The organism is Methylobacterium sp. Leaf399, from assembly GCF_001424525.1.
Classification (GTDB): Bacteria; Pseudomonadota; Alphaproteobacteria; order Rhizobiales; family Beijerinckiaceae; genus Methylobacterium.
Genome location: NZ_LMQK01000001.1, coordinates 872,085 through 890,495, shown reverse-complemented (window position 1 = coordinate 890,495; position 18,411 = coordinate 872,085). Strand labels below are relative to the sequence as shown.

The 18,411-nt window shown below is 72.4% G+C and carries 21 protein-coding genes; 20 read left to right on the top strand and 1 reads right to left on the bottom strand.

Features of this window, described 5'->3' with window-relative positions:
• The first annotated feature begins 20 nt into the window (after positions 1–20).
• From ASG40_RS04060 to ASG40_RS03965, 20 genes are all read left to right on the top strand, one after another.
• Complete coding sequence (locus tag ASG40_RS04060) at positions 21–554, top strand: hypothetical protein (RefSeq protein WP_055880776.1); 534 nt, start codon at positions 21–23, stop codon at positions 552–554.
• Between the two features lie 18 nt (positions 555–572).
• Positions 573–941: a hypothetical protein gene (locus ASG40_RS04055; protein WP_244472243.1), complete on the top strand. Its 369-nt coding sequence runs from the start codon at positions 573–575 to the stop codon at positions 939–941.
• 39 nt (positions 942–980) lie between these two features.
• On the top strand, positions 981–1,193 hold the full coding sequence (locus tag ASG40_RS04050) for a hypothetical protein (protein ID WP_055880772.1): 213 nt from the start codon (positions 981–983) through the stop codon (positions 1,191–1,193).
• 87 nt (positions 1,194–1,280) lie between these two features.
• A complete protein-coding gene (locus ASG40_RS04045; RefSeq protein WP_055880770.1) occupies positions 1,281–1,649 on the top strand; it encodes a PepSY domain-containing protein in 369 nt (122 codons plus the stop codon).
• Positions 1,650–1,690: 41 nt separating this feature from the next.
• On the top strand, positions 1,691–2,368 hold the full coding sequence (locus ASG40_RS04040) for a response regulator transcription factor (protein ID WP_055880767.1): 678 nt from the start codon (positions 1,691–1,693) through the stop codon (positions 2,366–2,368).
• A 125-nt stretch (positions 2,369–2,493) separates the two neighbouring features.
• The gene (locus tag ASG40_RS04035) at positions 2,494–3,012 is read left to right on the top strand and encodes a hypothetical protein (protein WP_055880765.1); all 519 of its coding nucleotides are present in this window, start codon (positions 2,494–2,496) and stop codon (positions 3,010–3,012) included.
• Between the two features lie 340 nt (positions 3,013–3,352).
• Positions 3,353–4,120, top strand: coding sequence for a glucose-1-phosphate cytidylyltransferase (gene rfbF, locus ASG40_RS04030; protein ID WP_055880763.1), 768 nt, complete (start codon positions 3,353–3,355; stop codon positions 4,118–4,120).
• A gap of 164 nt (positions 4,121–4,284) precedes the next feature.
• Positions 4,285–5,400, top strand: coding sequence for a CDP-glucose 4,6-dehydratase (rfbG, locus tag ASG40_RS04025; RefSeq protein ID WP_244480514.1), 1,116 nt, complete (start codon positions 4,285–4,287; stop codon positions 5,398–5,400).
• The gene (locus ASG40_RS04020) at positions 5,397–6,626 is read left to right on the top strand and encodes a class I SAM-dependent methyltransferase (RefSeq protein WP_055880760.1); all 1,230 of its coding nucleotides are present in this window, start codon (positions 5,397–5,399) and stop codon (positions 6,624–6,626) included. Before rfbG ends, ASG40_RS04020 begins: the two co-directional genes overlap by 4 nt.
• A gap of 5 nt (positions 6,627–6,631) precedes the next feature.
• Positions 6,632–7,165: a dTDP-4-dehydrorhamnose 3,5-epimerase family protein gene (locus tag ASG40_RS04015; RefSeq protein WP_055880757.1), complete on the top strand. Its 534-nt coding sequence runs from the start codon at positions 6,632–6,634 to the stop codon at positions 7,163–7,165.
• A complete protein-coding gene (locus ASG40_RS04010; RefSeq protein WP_055880755.1) occupies positions 7,162–8,073 on the top strand; it encodes an NAD-dependent epimerase/dehydratase family protein in 912 nt (303 codons plus the stop codon). The genes ASG40_RS04015 and ASG40_RS04010 overlap by 4 nt, the downstream gene beginning before the upstream one ends.
• Positions 8,074–8,189: 116 nt before the next feature.
• Complete coding sequence (locus ASG40_RS04005) at positions 8,190–9,608, top strand: sensor histidine kinase (RefSeq protein ID WP_055880752.1); 1,419 nt, start codon at positions 8,190–8,192, stop codon at positions 9,606–9,608.
• A gap of 94 nt (positions 9,609–9,702) precedes the next feature.
• Complete coding sequence (ccmI, locus tag ASG40_RS04000) at positions 9,703–11,268, top strand: c-type cytochrome biogenesis protein CcmI (protein WP_055880749.1); 1,566 nt, start codon at positions 9,703–9,705, stop codon at positions 11,266–11,268.
• Between the two features lie 153 nt (positions 11,269–11,421).
• A complete protein-coding gene (ccmE, locus tag ASG40_RS03995; RefSeq protein ID WP_055880747.1) occupies positions 11,422–11,946 on the top strand; it encodes a cytochrome c maturation protein CcmE in 525 nt (174 codons plus the stop codon).
• A 31-nt stretch (positions 11,947–11,977) separates the two neighbouring features.
• Entirely contained in the window at positions 11,978–13,981 is a 2,004-nt protein-coding gene (locus ASG40_RS03990) for a heme lyase CcmF/NrfE family subunit (protein ID WP_055880744.1), read from the top strand.
• On the top strand, positions 13,978–14,442 hold the full coding sequence (locus ASG40_RS03985; protein ID WP_055880742.1) for a cytochrome c-type biogenesis protein: 465 nt from the start codon (positions 13,978–13,980) through the stop codon (positions 14,440–14,442). Before ASG40_RS03990 ends, ASG40_RS03985 begins: the two co-directional genes overlap by 4 nt.
• Before the next feature lie 184 nt (positions 14,443–14,626).
• Entirely contained in the window at positions 14,627–14,980 is a 354-nt protein-coding gene (locus ASG40_RS03980) for a hypothetical protein (RefSeq protein ID WP_055880739.1), read from the top strand.
• A 204-nt stretch (positions 14,981–15,184) separates the two neighbouring features.
• Positions 15,185–15,862: a DUF1007 family protein gene (locus ASG40_RS03975; protein ID WP_055880736.1), complete on the top strand. Its 678-nt coding sequence runs from the start codon at positions 15,185–15,187 to the stop codon at positions 15,860–15,862.
• A complete protein-coding gene (locus tag ASG40_RS03970) occupies positions 15,853–16,866 on the top strand; it encodes a nickel/cobalt transporter (RefSeq protein WP_055880734.1) in 1,014 nt (337 codons plus the stop codon). The genes ASG40_RS03975 and ASG40_RS03970 overlap by 10 nt, the downstream gene beginning before the upstream one ends.
• Before the next feature lie 184 nt (positions 16,867–17,050).
• A complete protein-coding gene (locus ASG40_RS03965) occupies positions 17,051–17,788 on the top strand; it encodes a hypothetical protein (protein ID WP_055880732.1) in 738 nt (245 codons plus the stop codon).
• Positions 17,789–17,796: 8 nt separating this feature from the next.
• Here ASG40_RS03965 and ASG40_RS03960 read toward each other — a convergent pair whose 3' ends face one another.
• Positions 17,797–18,381, bottom strand: coding sequence for a histidine phosphatase family protein (locus ASG40_RS03960; RefSeq protein WP_055880729.1), 585 nt, complete (start codon positions 18,379–18,381; stop codon positions 17,797–17,799).
• Positions 18,382–18,411: the final 30 nt, after the last annotated feature.

Here is an 18,411-nt window from a genome sequence, read left to right as displayed (position 1 = left end):
CCTCTCGAAGGACCGACGCCATGCTGCGATACCGCGCGCCACACGCCCTCCTCGGAACGGCCCTGCTCGCCCTCGTCCTCGACACCGGTTCCGCCCGGGCGGACCCGGCGACGAGCCTCGCCCTGCCCTGGGGCGACGCCGTCGTCGCCCTGGCGCAGGGCCTCACGAGCCTGCTCCTGCCCCTGGCGATCGCCGCCGCCACGGCCGCCGCGGCGCGGATCGCCGGCCCCTTGCGCCTCCTCGTCACCGCGGCCCTGGTCGAGCGCCTCGTGACCAACGTCGCCGACTACGCGGTGAACGCCGTGGCCGGGGCCGCGCGCGGGCGCACCCTCGACGTGCCGATCGGCACGGCGGTGATCGCGCGGGCGGTCCGGCGCGGCCACGACGAGGCCCCGGCCTGGCTGATGGGTGCGGCCGGCGGCCCGGCCGGCCTCGCCGAGAAGGTGTTTCGCAGCCTGCCCCTCGATGCGCGGGCCACCGCGGCCAACACCCTCGTGCCGGCCCTCGACGAGGCCCTGGCGAAGCGCACGCGGCCGGCCGACCCGATGCCCTGACGACACGGGGAGGCCGGCGTGGACAAGATCGCCCTCGGCAAGGCCGCCCTCGACGCCGCCCGCCTGCTCCTGAGCGAGGGCGGGGCCGGCTGGCTCGTGGCGTTCCTCCTCGGCCTCGCCTGCCTCCACCTCCACCGCGAGGTCCAGCGCGTCCACGAGGCGCGGATCGGCGAGACCGGCACCACCGCCGCCGCCCTCGAACGGGCCTCGCAGACCAACGCCGCCGTTGCCGCCGCCCTGGAGAGCCGCAGCCGGGTGGTCGAGGACCTGTCGCGGCTGGCCGGCGAGATCGCCCGCGGGGTCGACCGCAGCGACGAGCGCGCCCGCGACCGCTTCGACGAGATCCTGCGCCGGATCGGCGACCTCCAGCAGCGCACCCGCCCCTGATCCGCGCGACCCGCGGACCCGCCTCGAAGGACACCTGCCATGCGCGACCTCCTCCGTCGTTCCCGCCCCGAGACCGCACGGGGCCGTCGCCGGGCCGCGGTGCTCCGCTTCGGGCTCGCGCAGCGGCGCTTCGAGCGCTCCATCGCCGCCCTGCGCGAGGCGGCCCTCGACGAGGTCGACCGGCAGGTGGCGGTGAGCGCCACCCTGCGTGCCGCCGCCGACCGGCTCGCCTCGGAGGCCGGGCGCCTTTGACGGGCGACCCGGAACCTGGGACGCTGCGTCCCCCGGCTCCATTCGCATTCAGGGCGCATTCAGTGCCCGGGGGGCACTGCCATCGCCATGCGTTACGTCCTCGCCCTGTTGTTCGCCGGCCTGACCGTCGCGGTTCTCGCGACGGAACCCGGCGAGACGTGGGCCGAGGAATCCGCCGCGCCGGTGGTCGGCACCATCCCTGTCCAGGCGATGCCGCGCACCGAATCCTGCCTCAGCCCGGCCGACATGCGCGAGGCGCTCGCCGACAAGCGGGTGATCGAGCCCGTCGCCGCGATCCGCGCCGCCAGGCAGGTGATCCCGCGCGCCGAGATCCAGCGCGCCCGCCTGTGCCGTCACGACGACGGCCTCGTCTACCTGCTCACGGCCTTGCGCCGGGACGGGCAGTTCGTGCACGTGATGGTCGACGCCACGACCGGACAGATCACCGGGCGTTGACGGACCGGACATGACATGACGGACTTGGGGAGGACTTCGCGGTGAGACTGCTCGTCGTCGAGGACGATCGCGACATCAACCGGCAGGTGGTGAACGCCCTGGAGGAGGCCGGCTACGTCGCCGACAAGGCCTTCGACGGCGAGGAGGGCGGCTATCTCGGCGAGAGCGAGCCCTACGACGCCATCATCCTCGACATGGGCCTGCCCAAGGCCGACGGCGTCAGCGTCCTGCAGAAGTGGCGCCGGGCCGGCATCAAGACGCCCGTCATCATCCTCACCGCCCGCGACCGCTGGAGCGACAAGGTCGACGGCTTCGACGCGGGCGCCGACGACTACGTCACCAAGCCCTTCCACATGGAGGAGCTGATGGCGCGGGTCCGCGCCCTGCTGCGGCGGGCGGCCGGGCACGCCACCAGCCAGATCGCCTGCGGCCCGGTGGTCCTCGACACCCGGTCCGGCCGGGTGTTCGTCGACGGCAACCCGGTCAAGCTCACGAGCCACGAATACCGGCTGCTGTCCTACCTGATGCACCACACCGGCCGGGTGGTCTCGCGGGCGGAACTGACCGAGCACCTCTACGACCAGGACTTCGACCGCGATTCCAACACCATCGAGGTCTTCGTCGGCCGCCTGCGCAAGAAGCTGGCGGTGGACCTGATCCAGACCGTGCGGGGGCTCGGCTACCTCGTCGACCCCAACCATCCCGCCCAGCGGGTCTGACGCGCGGCCGGCACCCCTTGCGGGGGCGCCGTCGACTTTTGGGACGGTCGGACGAGACAATCGGGATGCGCCCGGCGGCGTCCTCCCTTAGACAGGCCGGCATCGCCGACGGGGGAGTGAAGCACATGAGATCGACATGGCCGATGCGGGCCGCCGCCGCCGCCCTCCTGACGATCCTCGCCGGGCTCCCGGCGGACGCCAAGCCGGTGACGGTGACGCCCGGCAATCCGCCCGTGACCGTCGACGTCCCCGCCGCCTGGAAGGCCTCGAAGATCGACCGCGGCATCCAGGCCAAGACCGCCGACGACGAGGTCTTCGTCTGGTTCGAGAGCTACCGTCCGGCGCAGTTCAAGACGCTGCTCGACGAGCACAACGCCTACTTCAAGAAGCAGGGCGTCGCGATCACCGGCCAGGGCGCCTCCCAGGAGAAGGATTTCCCGACCTACGTCGTCAAGACGACGGACTATCCGGCCACCTACGAGGGCAAGCGGACGATCCTGCGCTACATCTCCGTGGCCCCCAAGGACACGACCAAGCGCGAGTTGCTGGTGAGCATCTGGGCCTCGCCCGAAGGCGAGACGACCTATGCGGCCGACCTCGACACGATCTTCAAGAGCTTCAGGGCCTCCGTCGAGGGGCTGTGACCGGCGCGCCGGCGCGAACGGAACGATCGGTGCCGGCCAGGGTTCGCCACAGCGTTGACGAATCCCGCCCGAAGCAATCAAACAGGCAGGCGATGCATTCGATGCGGCAAGGAGCGTCGAATCGGCCGCGCGAGGAGAGCGAGCCACTGTACAACGCCTCACACGGGACCCGGCCGATACCGGCCGTGTCCTCGACAACCCCTTCGCACCCGGCGTTCGACGGGCGGCCATCGGGGCATCCCGACCCGACATCTCGCTCAGACGACGGAGTTTCGCCTTTGAACCGCTCGACGACCGCGTCCTTGGACACCGACAGGCTGGCAGCCCGGGAGGCGGCATCGTGAAGGCCGTCATCCTCGCGGGCGGTCTCGGGACGCGGCTGTCCGAGGAGACGGTGGTGCGGCCCAAGCCCATGGTCGAGATCGGGGGACGGCCGATCCTCTGGCACATCATGCAGATCTTCGCGGCCCACGGCACGACCGACTTCGTGATCTGCCTGGGTTACAAGGGCTACATGATCAAGGAATTTTTTCTTAACTACCGCCTCCACCTGAGCGACGTCACCATCGACATCGGCCGCGGGAAGATCGATTTCCATCGCTCGAAGGCCGAGAACTGGCGCATCTCGCTGATCGAGACGGGCCCGGAGACGATGACCGGCGGCCGCCTCAAACGGGTGCGGGACTACCTCGGGGACGAGGACTTCTTCATGACCTACGGCGACGGGGTCTCCGACGTGGACCTCACGGCGCTCGCCGCCTATCACAGGGAGCGCGGGCGGCTGGCGACGCTGACGGCGGTGCTGCCGCCGGGCCGTTTCGGCGCCCTGGAGCTCGACCGGGGCGGCGTGCGCCGGTTCCGCGAGAAGCCGGTGGGCGACGGTGTGGCGATCAACGGCGGCTTCTTCGTGCTCTCGCCCAAGGTGATCGACCTCATCGAGGGCGACACCACCGTCTGGGAGAAGGGCCCGCTGGAGACCCTGGCGCGGGAGGACCAGTTGTCGGCCTACGTCCATGACGGGTTCTGGCACGCGATGGACACCCTGCGCGACAAGAACCACCTCGAAGCGTTGTGGACCCAGGGTGCGGCCCCCTGGAAGCTTTGGTAGCCCCTCACGAAGTCTTGAACGTCTCGGCACCGCCGTCGGCGCCGGTCTTTTTCGGCACCGCAGCGAGAACCGGGCTCCTCTTTTCGAGCCGATGCTCTAGAGGTCGATTTTTGGAGACCGGCTCTGCGAGGCGGGTCGGACGAACCAGCCGGAGCATCGTGCGGTTGCCAGTGATCCACCGTCCCGCCGCCTCGAACCCCGACCCCGCCTTCTGGTCCGGGCGCCGCGTGGTCCTGACCGGTCATACCGGCTTCAAGGGCGCCTGGCTCAGCGTGTGGCTCGCCCGTCTCGGGGCCCGGGTGACCGGGCTCGCCCTCGCCCCCGAGCCGACGCCCCATCTCTTCGAGGCGATCGGCTTCCCCCCGGCCGCGTCGCACCTCGTCGACATCCGCGACCGCGCGGCGGTGGCGGCCTGCCTCGAGGCGGCGCGGCCCGAGGTCGTCCTCCACATGGCGGCCCAGGCCCTGGTGCGGCCCTCCTACGGCGACCCGGTCGGCACCTTCGGCACCAACGTGATGGGGACCGTCAACCTCCTCGACGCCGTCCGGAGCTGTCCGACCGTGCGGGCCGTGGTGGTGGTGACGAGCGACAAGGCCTACGAGAACCGCGAGTGGCCCCATGCCTATCGCGAGACGGACTCCTTGGGCGGTCACGACCCCTACAGCGCCTCGAAGGCCTGCGCCGAACTGGTCACGGCCGCCTACCGCGCCTCGTTCTTCGCGAACGGCGCCCACCCGGCCCGGATCGGCACCGCGCGGGCGGGCAACGTCATCGGCGGCGGCGACCGCTCCCCCGACCGCCTGATCCCGGACATCATGCGCGGCTTTGCGCGGGGCGCATCGGTGGAGATCCGCTCGCCCCGGGCGATCCGCCCCTGGCAGCACGTCCTCGAACCCTTGAGCGGCTACCTGCGCCTCGCCGAGGCGCTCGCCGGCGACGAGGGCGGGCACTTTGCGCAAGCCTGGAACTTCGGGCCGGCGGACGAGGATTGCCGACCGGTCTCGGCCATCGCCGACCGGTTGGCCGCGAGCTGGGGCGAGGGCGCGGCCTGGCACGTGTCGACGGCCGGGCACCCCCACGAGGCCGGCACCCTCAAGGTCGATTCCGCCAAGGCGCGGGCCGGGCTCGGCTGGGACCGGCGCCTGTCGCTGGACACGGCCCTGGACTGGACCGCGCGCTGGTATCGGGAGGACGCCGGCGGGCGCCCGGCCCTCGATCTGATGCAGGGCCAGATCGCCGATTACGAGGCGCTCGGCGCTCCCGCCGGAGCCGGCTCATGAGCGGCCTCCACTGCCGCGGCTGCGGCGCACCCCTGACCCGGACCGTGGTCGACCTCGGCCTGTCGCCGCTCGCCAACGCCTACGTGCCGGCCGATGCGGCGGGGCGCGGCGAGAGGGTGCATCCCCTGCGGGCCTACCTGTGCGAGGCCTGCTTCCTCGTCCAGCTCGAGGAGTTCGAGACGCCCGAGGCGATCTTCTCCGACTACGCCTATTTCTCGGGGTTCTCCGCCGGCTGGCTCGCCCATGCCGAGCGCTACGCCCGGGCGATGCAGGCCCGCCTGGGCCTGACCGCCCGGTCCAAGGTCGTCGAGGTCGCCAGCAACGACGGCTACCTGCTGCAATACTTCGTCGCCGCCGGCATCCCGGTGCTCGGCGTCGAGCCCGCCGCCAACGTCGCCAGGGCGGCGGTGGACCGCGGCGTGCCCACCGAGGTCGCCTTCTTCGGGCAGGCGACCGCCGCGCGCCTGAAGGCGGCCGGCCACGAGGCGGACCTCATCGCCGCCAACAACGTGCTGGCGCATGTGCCCGACCTCCACGGCTTCCTCACCGGGTTCCGGACGCTCCTGAAGCCCGACGGCGTGGCGACCTTCGAGTTCCCGCACCTCCTGCGGATGATCGCCGAGCGCCAGTTCGACACGATCTACCACGAGCACTTCTCGTACCTGTCGCTGGGCGTCGTGGCGGATCTGGCCGCGCGCAGCGGCCTGCGGGTGTTCGACGTGGAGGAATGGCCGACCCACGGCGGCTCGCTGCGGGTCTTCGCCTGCCATGCGGCCGCGGCCCATCCGGCGAGCCCCGCGGTCGCGCGCGTCCTGGCCGACGAGCGCGCGGCCGGCCTGTTCGACGCCTCGGGCTACGACGCCTTCGCCGAGGCGGTGATCGACATCAAATGCGAGACCCTGACCTTCCTCGCCACCGCGCGGCGCGAGGGCAAGACCGTGCTGGGCTACGGCGCGGCGGCCAAGGGCAACACCTTCCTCAACTACTGCGGCATCGGCCCCGAACTGGTGGGCGCGGTCGCCGACCGCTCGCCGCACAAGCAGGGCATGCTGCTGCCGGGCAGCCGCATCCCGATCGTTTCGCCGGAGGCGCTGCTGGCGCGGCGGCCGGACTACGTCCTGATCCTGCCCTGGAACCTGCGCGACGAGGTGATGGAGCAGATGGCCGCCATCCGGGCCTGGGGCGGTCGCTTCGTGACCGCGATCCCGCGCCTGAGCGTGACCTGAGCCGCATGCGGATCGAGGCGCTGTCCCTGGCGGGGGCCTATCGCATCGTGCCCGAGCCGGCGACCGACGAGCGCGGGTTCTTCGCGCGCACCGCCTGCGCCGAGACCTTCGCCGCCCACGGGCTGGTCGGCGCCTTCGCCCAGTCGAGCGTGTCCTACAACGCCAGGCGCGGGACGGTGCGCGGCCTGCACTACGCGGTCCCGCCCCATGCCGAGACCAAGCTCGTGCGCTGCACGGCGGGCGCGATCCACGACGTGATCGTCGACCTGCGGCCCGGTTCGCCGACCTATCTCGAGAGCGTCGGCCTCGAGCTGACGGCGGGCAACCGCCACGCCCTCTACATCCCCCCCGGCCTCGCCCACGGTTTCCAGGCCCTGCGCGACGAAACCGAGGTCCTCTACATGATCGACGTGCCTTACGTCGCCGCCAGCGCCCAGGGCCTGCGCTGGAACGACCCGTCGATCCGCGTGACCTGGCCCGAGCCCGTGAGCGTCATCTCCCCCCGCGACCTCGCCTACCCCGACTGGGTGGCCCCGTGACCGGGCGCGTCCTCGTCACGGGCGGATCGGGCTTCGTCGGCCGGTCGGTGCTGCCGCTGCTGGTGCGGCGCGGCTTTACCGTCCACGCGGCCGGGCCGGATCCGGTCGATCTTGCCGGCGTCGTCGGCCATCGGATCGATCTCCTCGATGCCGCCCAGCGCCGGGCGGTGGTGGCCGACATCCGCCCGACCCACCTCCTGCACCTCGCCTGGTACGCCGAGCCGGGGGCGTATTGGACCTCGCCGAAGAACCTCGACTGGGTCGGGGCCAGCCTCGACCTCGCCCAGGCCTTCGCCGAGGCCGGCGGCCGTCGCCTCGTGGCGGCGGGCACCTGCGCCGAATACGAATGGGGGTCCGAGCGCCTGTCTGAGAGCCGAACCCCGTGCCGGCCGGCCACCCTCTACGGGGCGGCCAAGGACGGCCTGCGCCGCGTCCTGGCGGCCTATGCGCGGGAGGCCGGCCTGTCCTTCGCCTGGGGCCGGCTGTTCTATCTCTACGGCCCCGGCGAGCAGCCCGGCCGCCTGGTCGGCGACACCATCCGCCGGCTCCTGGCCGGCGAGCGCATCCCCACCACCGAGGGCCTGCAGCGGCGCGACTTCCTGCACGTCGACGACGCCGCCGAGGCGCTGGCCGCCCTCCTCGCCGCCGCCCTCGAAGGCCCGGTCAACGTCGGATCGGGCCGCGCCGTGCCGGTGCGCGAGATCCTGGCGCGCATCGGGGCGCTGACCGGCCGGGCCGACCTCATCGGGTTCGGCGAACGGGCCCTGCCGCCGGGCGACCCCGCCGTGATCGAGGCCGACGTCGCGCGGTTGCGCGGCGAACTCGGGGTGGCGCCGGGCCGCGACCTCGACGAGGGACTGGCGCAGATGGTCGAACGGTATCGCGCACTGCCGCCCGGCGCACCCTGAGGGCCCATCCGGGCTCGTCGGTGCGGGATCGTTCCGCTATGGGTGCGCACCACGCACGGGTCCAGGCGACACCGGACGATGCAGCACCGGCCGCTGGGAGGCCCTGGGAAGACCGGATGGCCCTGTCGCTCACCCTGTTCTCGCTCAAGCGGCGCTCCATCGCGGTGCGCCTGGCCACCTCGGCGCTGCTGGCGAGTTCGGCGATCCTGCTGATCGCCGCCTGGATCCTCACGACGCTCTACCGCGAAAACACCGAGCGCGCCTTCGACAGCCGGCTCCTGGTCTATGCCAACAACCTCGCCACCGACCTCGTGGCGCCGAGCGACCCCGAGAGCCGCTCCTTCACGCTGAGCGACCCGCGCTTCGACCTGCCGCTGTCGGGCTGGTACTGGCAGATCGGGCGGCCGGACGCCAAGCCGCGCGACCTGCGCACCTCGCGCTCCCTGGTCGGCGTGCCCCTGAAGCCCGCCGGCCGGCCCGATTCCACCGCCGGCGTCGGCCAGATCCGCCAGGGCTACGGCCGGGCCCAGGACGAGCGCGCCCTGCGCATCATCGAGCGCGACGTCGATCTCGGCGAGGAGGGGCGCTACACCGTGCGGGTGGCCGGCCCCGCCGACGAGATCGAGAACGACGTCGGCCGCTTCCGCTTCTCCCTGGTCGTCACCTTCGGCCTGCTCGGCCTGTCGCTGGCGCTCACCACCCTCCTGCAGATCCGGTTCGGCCTCGCCCCCCTGGCCAAGCTGCGCCATGCGCTCGGCGCGATCCGCCGGGGCGAGTCCGACCGCATCGGCGGCGAGTACCCGCGCGACATCGCCCCGCTCACGGGGGAGGTGAACCTGCTCATCGAGACGAACCGCGAGATCCTCGAGCGCGCCCGCACCCAGGTCGGCAACCTGGCGCACGCCCTGAAGACGCCGCTCTCGATCATCGTCAACGAGGTCGGCTCGAGCGAGGCGCCCGACGACATCGCCGCCAAGATCCGCGAGCAGGCCGCGATCATGCGCGACCAGGTCAACTACCACCTCGACCGCGCCCGCGCCGCGGCTCTGGCCGGCACGCTCGGCACCTCCACCGAGGTCGAGCCGGCGCTGGCGGCCCTGGTGCGCACCTTCGGCAAGATCTACCGCGACAAGGACATCGCCTACGAGGTCAGCGTGCCGCCGGGCCTGCGCTTTCGCGGCGAGCGCCAGGATTTCGAGGAGATGGTGGGCAACCTCGTCGACAACGCCTCGAAATGGGCGGAAGGCCGGGTCTCGATCCGCGCCGAGGCGGTGGACCAGGACGCCTATCCCCACCTCCTCGTGGCGGTGGAGGACGACGGCCCCGGTCTGTCGCCCGACGATCGCAAGGCGGTGATCGGGCGCGGCCGGCGCCTCGACGAGACCAAGCCCGGCTCGGGCCTCGGCCTCTCGATCGTGGCCGACCTCGCCACCCTCTACCGGGGCCGCTTCCGCCTGGAGGAGGCGGGGCTCGGCGGCCTGAGGGCGGTGATCGAGGTGCCCGGCGACGCGCCGGCCTCGTCGAGCCATGCTTGACCGTTGGCGGTTACGTGACACCGTGTCACCGTGCGGTCAGGTCGTGCGGACCGGCGCCTTTATCTAGTTTAGTCTCGCGAACGACCGGGGTGTGATGACGGCGATTTGGTTCATTCTGGCGTTCATGACGGGACTTGCCGTGCTTAGCCTGCTCTGGCCGATGTCCCGCCGAACGAGGGCGGTCGCCGGCTCTCCCGAGGGAGACGCCCTGGCGACCCAGACCGGCTTCTACGAGGACCAGCTGCGCGAGATCGACCGCGACCTCGCGCGCGGCCTGATCGCACCGGCCGAAGCCGAGGCCGCCCGCACCGAGGCGGCGCGCCGGCTGCTGCGCGCCAACCGCGACGGAGGCCCCAAGGCCGCCGGCGGCATCGCCGAACCGGCCCTGCGCCAGCGCCGGGCGGCCTCCGCCTTCGCGCTCTCGACCATTCCTCTGGTGGCGCTGATCGCCTACGGCATCTACGGGTCGCCGCACCTGCCGGCCCAGACCGCCGCCGAGCGCCAGGCCGGGCGGACCGGCGACCAGGACCTCCTGAAGGCCGTCGGCCAGATCGAGGCGCGCCTCGCCAGCGACCCCAAGGACGGCCGCGGCTGGCAGGTGCTCGCCCCGGTCTACATGCGCATGGGCCGGTTCGACGACGCGGTGCGCGCCTACGAGATGGCCAACCGCATCCTCGGCGAGACGCCCGACCGGCTCTCCGACCTCGGCGAGGCCATGGTGGCCGCCGGCAACGGTGCGATCTCGCCCGAGTCCCGCGCCGTCTTCGAACGGGCGGCCGGCCTCGACCCCGCCGCCCCCAAGCCCCGGTTCTACCTCGCCCGCGCGGCCGAGCTGAGCGGCGACGTGCCCGGCGCCGTCGACCGGCTCACCCAGATGATCGAGAGCGCGCCGGCCGACGCCTCGTGGCTGCCCCTGGTGCGCGAGAACCTCGCCCGCCTGAAGGGCGAGCCGGCCCCGTCGTCCCCCGCCGCGACGGCGGCGGTTCCCCCGTCGACCTCGCCGCCGGCGGCCTCGCCCCAGGCGATGCCGCCCGAGGCCCGGGACGCGGCCATCCGCGGCATGGTCGACGGCCTCGACCAGCGCCTCGCCGCCAAGGGCGGCACCGCCGAGGAATGGGTGCGGCTGCTGCGCTCCTACGGGGTGCTGGGCGAGCGCGAGAAGGCGGTGGCCGCCCTGGCCCGCGCCCGCGCCGGCCTGGCGCAGGACGCCGACGGCCTCGCCCGGGTCGAAGCCCTGGCGAACGAACTCGACCTTGCCAAACCCGCACCGCCGGGCAGACCCTCGCCGGAGAAGGCGTCGCCCGCCAACGGCGCTCCCGGCAAGGCCTCGCAGGCCCCCGGCGCACCCGCGGCCAATGCCGACACGGAGGCCGCCATCGCCGCGGTCAAGGCGATGCCGGCGGCCGAGCGCGACGCGGCCATCCGCGGCATGGTCGCCGCCCTCGATCGGCGCCTCGCGGCCAAGGGCGGCAGCCTCGACGACTGGTTGCGGCTGGTGCGCTCCTACGCGGCGCTGGGCGAGCGCAAGCAGGCCGCCCAGGCCCTCGACCGCGCGCGCATGGCGCTGAGCCCCGATCCGTCCTCGGTGGGACGCCTCGATCTCCTCGCCAAGGAGCTCGAGTTGCACGGGTCCGAGCCGCGTCAGGCCACCACCCCCTGACAATCGGTCCCGCCCGCGGGCCTTGACCCTCGCGGCCCGGCGGTCGACATCGGTGTTACGCCAAAGACAAAGATGGACGGGGCGCGGCGGCGACGCTCCGCAGCGCTCCGGCAAGATCGACCAGGCGAGCCTGAAACAGCACGGGACGACAACGTGACCCGAAAGAGCCGCCGCCTGATCATGATTGCCGTGTGCGGCGGCGTGCTCGCCCTCGCGCTGGGCCTGATCCTGTCGGCCATGAGCGGGTCGATCGTGTTCTTCCGCTCGCCCACCGAGGTCGCGCAGAACGGCGTCGCCCCCGGCACCCGGTTCCGCCTCGGCGGCCTCGTGCAGGACGGGACCCTGAAGCGCGGGCCGGACCAGACCGTCGACTTCACGGTCACCGACACCAACGCCACGGTGGCGGTGCAGTATCGCGGCCTGCTCCCGGACCTGTTCCGCGAGGGCCAGGGCGTCGTCGCCGAGGGAACGCTGATCCCCGGCGGCATCTTCAAGGCCGACACCGTGCTCGCCAAGCACGACGAATCCTACATGCCGCGCGAGGTCGCCGACGCCCTCAAGGCGCAGGGACGCTGGCAGGAGGGCGGCGCCAAGCCGGCCTCCGGCAACGGCCCGGCTTCCGCCACCAAGGCCGCACCGGCCGGCGAAGCCACCCTCGGCCCGCGCACCGAACGATGACGCAGTCCCTTCCGCGAAAGGAGAGGCACCCTTGCTGATCGAGGTCGGCCATTTCGCGCTGGCGCTGGCGCTGGCGCTCTCCCTCGTCCAGATCGTGATCCCGATCTGGGCCGCCCGTTCGGGCGACGCGGCCATGCGCGCCGTGGCGACGCCGGCCGCCCTCGGGGCGTTCGGCTGCATCCTGTTCTCGTTCGCGGCGCTCACCTACGCCCACGCGACCTCGGACTTCTCCGTCCAGAACGTGGTCGAGAACTCGCACACGACCAAGCCCTTCCTCTACAAGATCTCCGGCGTCTGGGGGAACCACGAGGGCTCGATGCTGCTCTGGGTCCTCATCCTCGCCCTGTTCGGGGCGCTGGTGGCGGTGGCCAAGGAGTCGGTGCCGGCGGTGCTGCGCGCCAACACGCTCGCCGTCCAGGGCCTCGTGACCTTCGTGTTCGTGCTGTTCATCATCACGACCTCGAATCCGTTCAACCGGGTCAACCCGGCCCCCCTCGAGGGCAACGACCTCAACCCGCTGCTGCAGGACTTCGGCCTCGCGGTGCATCCGCCGCTGCTCTACGTCGGCTACGTCGGGTTCTCGATCACCTTCGCCTTCGCCATCGCCGCGCTCATCGACGGGCGCATCGACGCGGTCTGGGCACGGGCGGTGCGGCCCTGGACGCTCACCGCCTGGAGCTTCCTGACGCTCGGCATCGCGATGGGCTCGTACTGGGCCTATTACGAGCTCGGCTGGGGCGGCTGGTGGTTCTGGGACCCGGTCGAGAACGCCTCGCTGATGCCCTGGCTCGCCGGCACCGCGCTCCTGCATTCCACCGTGGTGATGGAGAAGCGCGACGCCCTCAAGGTCTGGACGGTGCTGCTGGCCATCCTCACCTTCTCGCTGTCGCTGCTGGGCACCTTCATCGTGCGCTCGGGCGTGCTGACCTCGGTGCATACCTTCGCCACCGACCCGACCCGGGGCGTGTTCATCCTCGCCATCCTGATCCTGTTCGTGGGGGGTTCGCTGGCGCTGTTCGCCTGGCGGGCGCCGATGCTGCGCCAGGGCGGCCTGTTCGCACCGATCTCCCGCGAGGGCGCCCTGGTGATGAACAACCTGTTCCTGGCCGCCGGCTGCGCCACCGTGTTCGTGGGCACGCTCTATCCGCTGCTCCTGGAGATGCTGACCGGCGAGAAGATCTCGGTGGGACCGCCCTTCTTCAACTACACCTTCGTGCCGATCGCGATCCCGCTGCTGCTGATCGTGCCCTTCGGCCAGACCCTCGCGTGGAAGCGTGGCGACGTCCACGCCGCCAGCCAGCGCCTGTTCGCGGCGCTGGGCCTCGCCCTCGTGGTCGGCCTCGCCGCCATGGCGCTGACCTGGGGCGGACCGGTGATGGCCCCCATCGGCATCGGGCTCGGCGCCTACCTCGTGCTGGGCTCGATCATGGAGATCGTGTCGCGGGCCCGCGGCTACGGCAACTCGCGCTCCTCTAAGCCGGCCGACGTGATGCGCCGGGCGATCGGCCTGCCGCGCTCGGCCTGGGGAACGGCCCTGGCCCATGCCGGCGTCGGCATCGTCGTGCTCGGCATCGCCGCCCAGGGCTGGGCGACGGAAGGCCTCTCGGTGGTCAAGCCGGGCCAGTCCCTGGCCTCGGGCCCCTACAGCGCCACCCTCGAACGGGTCGGGCCGAGGCCGGGCGAGAACTACGAGGAGACGGCCGCCTTCCTCACCATCCGCACCCTGAACGGGGACAAGGTCGGCACCCTCGAGACCGGCAAGCGGTTCTACCCGAGCCGCAAGATGACGGTGACGGAATCCGGCCTGCTGACGGTGGGCGCCAGCCAGGTCTACGCCAGCATCGGCGAGGTCATGGCCGACGGCAGCATCGGCCTGCGCCTCTACTACAAGCCCCTCGTGCTGCTGATCTGGCTCGGCGCGGTGGTGATGGCGCTGGGCGGTGCGGTCTCCATCACCGACCGGCGGATGCGGGTGGGGGCCCCGGCCAAGGCCAAGGCGCGGCCGCTGCCTCCGACTGCGGTGCCGGCGGAATGAGGACGCTGCGCCTCCCCGTGCTCGGCCTCGGCCTCGCGCTGCTCGCGGGCGGCGCCCATGCCGTCCAGCCCGACGAGGTGCTGAGCGACCCGCGGATGGAATCGCGGGCCCGCGACATCTCCTCGGGCCTGCGCTGCCTCGTCTGCCAGAACCAGTCGATCGACGATTCCGATGCGCCGCTGGCCCGCGACCTGCGCCTCATCGTGCGCGAGCGCCTCAAGGCCGGCGACGACGACACCCAGGTGCGCGACTACGTGGTCGGCCGCTACGGCGAATATGTGCTGCTGCGCCCGGTCCTCGCCCTCCACACCCTGCTCCTGTGGCTGACCCCGATCCTCGTGCTCGGGCTCGGCGCCTTCGGGATCTGGCGCTTGGCGAGGCGACGGGCGGTGGCGGCAACCCCCGAGCGCCTGACCGCGCTCGAGGAGGCGGAGATCGCCGCCCTGACCAAGCGCGAGTGATCCACCTCACCACCCAACGCATGGCTTCGTGATTTTTCAAACGAGCTATGCGCAGAGGGCATTTTTGCGTTGCGATATCTCCCTCTTCGCAACGCACCATTTCATCGGCATCTTGCGGTCTCCCGGTGCTACCGGCTCCCGTTCGGGCACTCCCGGCGGCAGTAACCGCACAGGTTTCACGACGATGCGCACGCTCCCCACGCTTCTGGCCGCCACCCTCGCCCTCGTCTCCGGCACCGCATTCGCGGCCGAGCTGCAGGCGAACCGGTCCAGCACGATCGACCTCGGCACCTTCCGCGGCTCGGCCTATTACACCGCCGAGAAGGGCGGCTACCGGGTGGTCGCCACCCTCGCCGCCGTCAACTCCGGCTCGGACATCCCGCAGGTGGTCCGCATGGTCACCACCCTCAACCCCGACCAGACGGTGCACCTCTCGGTGCCGGGCGCGCTCGGTGCCGACGGCCGCGACGCCACGGTGGCGTTCTCCCGGCGCGGCGACCGGGTCGAGGTGGCCGCGGCCGACATCGCGAACGATTGACGCGCCTCCGGCGCGGGCCGCCCGCCGCGATGCCCGAAGAAGAGCCCGGCCGCCGACGCGGCCGGGCTTTTGTCGTCGACGACCCTGCGGCCACGGCGACGCCTCGCTTTCGCCCCAGTGAAACGAGACCACGGGGTTGCCGGCCCGCCGTATGGCCCGGCGATAACGATGCGTTAACCACGAGCCGCGAGCGTGCCGAGCGACATGAAGCCCAACGCCTCGCTCCCCCTCCTCGCGCTCGCCCTCGCCCTCGCGCTCGCCCTGCCCGGCACCGCGCAGGCCCATCCCCATGTCTGGATCACCGCCAAGGCGCAGGTCGCCTACGGCCCCGGCGGTCGCGTCACCGGCATCCGCCATGCCTGGACCTTCGATGCGTCCTACTCGGCCTTCGTGACGCAGGGGCTCGACACCAACGGCGACGGCAAGCTCAGCCCGGAGGAACTGGCCGGGCTCGCCACCGAGAACACCACCAACCTCGCCGAGTTCGGCTACTTCACCAAGCTCAAGGTGGCGGGCAAGGACCAGCCCTTCGCCGAGCCCGCCGAACCGCGGATGGCGATGGAGGGCGACACGCTCACCCTGAGCTTCCTCCTGCCGCTCAAGAGCCCCGCGGCGCAGGGGCGCGGCGTCGCGGCCCTGGAGGTCTACGACCCCACCTACTTCGTGGCCTTCAGCCTGTCGGATGCCGCCGACGTCGCCAGGCTCGCCGATGCGCCGAGCGGCTGCGCCATCACCGTCACCCGCGCGAAATCCGATGCCGCGCCACCGGCGCAGGCCAATGCCGCCAAGCCCGGCATGTCGGAGGCCTTCTTCGAGGCACTCACCAACGCCTCCACCTATGGCGAGCAGTTCGCCAACCGGATCCTGGTGGCATGTCCGTAGGGGTCGCGTCGGGCACCGTGCCGGAGCCCTCCCGGCTCGGCGCGCGGCTGCTGGTCGCCGCCGGAGCGATCCTGCTCGCGGGCCTCGTCCTCGCCGGCCTGTCGCTCCTGCTCGCACCCGTCGCCGCCCCCGCGCCGGCCCGCTCGCCCTTCGGCATGGGACTGCGCGAGGCCGCACCGGCCGCGACCGGGCTCGGCGGCTGGATCCTCGCCCTGCAGGCCAGTTTCTCCCGCAGCCTCCAGACCGCGCTCGCCGCGATCCGGGCGGGGGGCGGCTACGGCCCCATGCTGGCCCTCGGCTTCGGCTACGGCGTCTTCCATGCCGCCGGGCCGGGCCACGGCAAGGCAGTGATCGCCGGCTATCTCCTGGCGGGCGAGCGGGCGCTCCTGCGCGGCTTCACCCTGAGTGCGGCCGCCGCCCTGCTCCAGGCCCTCGTCGCCATCGCCATCGTCGGGATCGGGACCCTGCTTCTCGGCGCCACCGCCGCGACCCTGACCCGGGCCGGCACCGCCATCGAGACCGTGAGCTTCGCCCTCGTGGCCCTGCTCGGCCTCGCCATGACCTGGCGCAAGGCCGGGCGCCTCGCCGCCGTGGTCCGGGGAGGGTCCCCCGCCGCCTGCGCCCCGGATTGCGGACACGTGCATCTCAACGATGCCGCCGCCGTCGGCCGCCTCGACGGCTGGTCGGCGCGCGTGGGCGTCGTCCTGGCCGCAGGCTCGCGCCCCTGCGCAGGCGCCATCCTCATCCTGGTGTTCTCGGCCTCGCAGGGCATGCTGGCGGCCGGCATCGCGGCGACCTTCGCCATGGCCCTGGGCACCGCCCTGACCACCGGCGTCCTGGCCAGCCTCGCGGTCTTCGCCAAGGCCTTCGCCCTGCGCCTCGCCGGCGGGCGGGGCACCACCGGCGCCATGGTCATCGCCGGCCTCGAGGTGGTGGCAGGAGCCTTCGTGCTGGTGCTGGGCCTCGCCATGCTCGCGGGCCTGTCGGTCGGCGTCGGCGGCTGAGCGGGTTTCGGGTCGGCGGTCGCCGGAATCCCGACGAAAACCTGCTTCCCCGCCAAGACCCTAAGCGGACCTGGCGTGGGCCCGCCGATGCCGGGTCCGCTGAAGAACGCCCCCTCGCCAGCCCACCCGCGACGTGGCAGGCTGCGGAGCGATCAGGGACGGGACGGCTCAGGAACGGGACGGCATGGCGGCGAGCTTCGACCACATCCTCGACTGGCGGCTGCTGGCCGGCTCGCACGATTTTCCGGGGCCCGATGGCGGCACCTGCATCAACGAGGCGGCGGTGGTGGCGGCCGGGCTGCCCTACCGCGCCATCCGCTCGTCCGCCGATTGCCCGCCCTGCTTCTCGCCGCCGCTGGCCGCCTATGCCCTGGGCCTCAACGACACCATGCCCGACGCGGAGCGGCCCCGGCTGATGGCCTTCGTGCTGCGGCTGTCGGGATCGGCGGACGGGGCGGACGTCGAGGCCAAACGCACCGCCTTCCTGGCGCTGGAGGGCATCCGCCGCATCCTGCCGCCGCTCCTCGACCGGGCGGGCTTTTCGGATCTGGCCGCCCGCTGCGACGACCTGCGGGATCTCGACGCCGCCGTCTCGGCGGCCCGCACGGCCGAATGGCGCGGCGGTGCGGCGGCACAAGGCGACTCGGAACGGGGCGAGTGGCGGCGCGGTGCGCTGGCCTCGGCGGTGGCCCGCGCCGCCGCCGCGGCGGTGCGGTCGGCTGGCGATGCGCGCTGTGCCGCCGATGTCGCCGCGGCTGCGGCTCCCTTCTCGCCAGGCACCTGGACGAGTGCCATGACGATCCTCGACGAGGCCCTGCTCATCGGTCGGCAGGCGGGCGACATCGACCCGTTGCGCGCGCGCGAACGGCTCGATGCGGCCAGGATCGCGGGCAGGATCGCGGGCAGGATCGCGGCCGGCTGACGCCGGCCTCAGGACAGGGCGGGGGCGCTCGCCAGGTCCAGTTCGACGGTCTCGCAGTTGTCGAGCCAGACCCCGGTGAGGTGGAAGAAGAACGTCCCGTGCCCGACCACCGCGATCGTGCGCTCCGGCCGAGCGGCGAGCCAGTCCCGGAATGCGGCGACGCGGGCGTCGAAGACGGTGCGCGGCTCGATGTGGAACCCGCTGGGATGCGGCTCGCCCTCCGCGTACCACCAGGTCTCCGGCAGGTGGTCGACCCGGATGTCGGGAAATTCGGCGGCGATCAGCGAGGCGGCGCGGCCGACGTCGCAGCTGCTCTCCTGGCACTCGCGGTGCAGCACCTCCACCAGGATCTCGGGCCGGGCCGGATGCTCGGCGAACAGGCCCACGGTGGTCTGGATGGCGCGGGTGAGGGGCGAGGTCACCACCACCTCGAAGGGCACGTCGTGCAGGGCCCGGCGCGCCGCCGCGACCTGCGACAGGCCGCGCGTCGTGAGCGGCGCATCGATGTGCCCTGGGTCGCGCCCGGTGGCGCGATGGGCGGCGTTGAAGGTGGATTCGCCGTGGCGGATGCAGACGATGCGCTGAAGGGTCATGCGGTCCAGTGCTGACGTACCGTGTCGGTG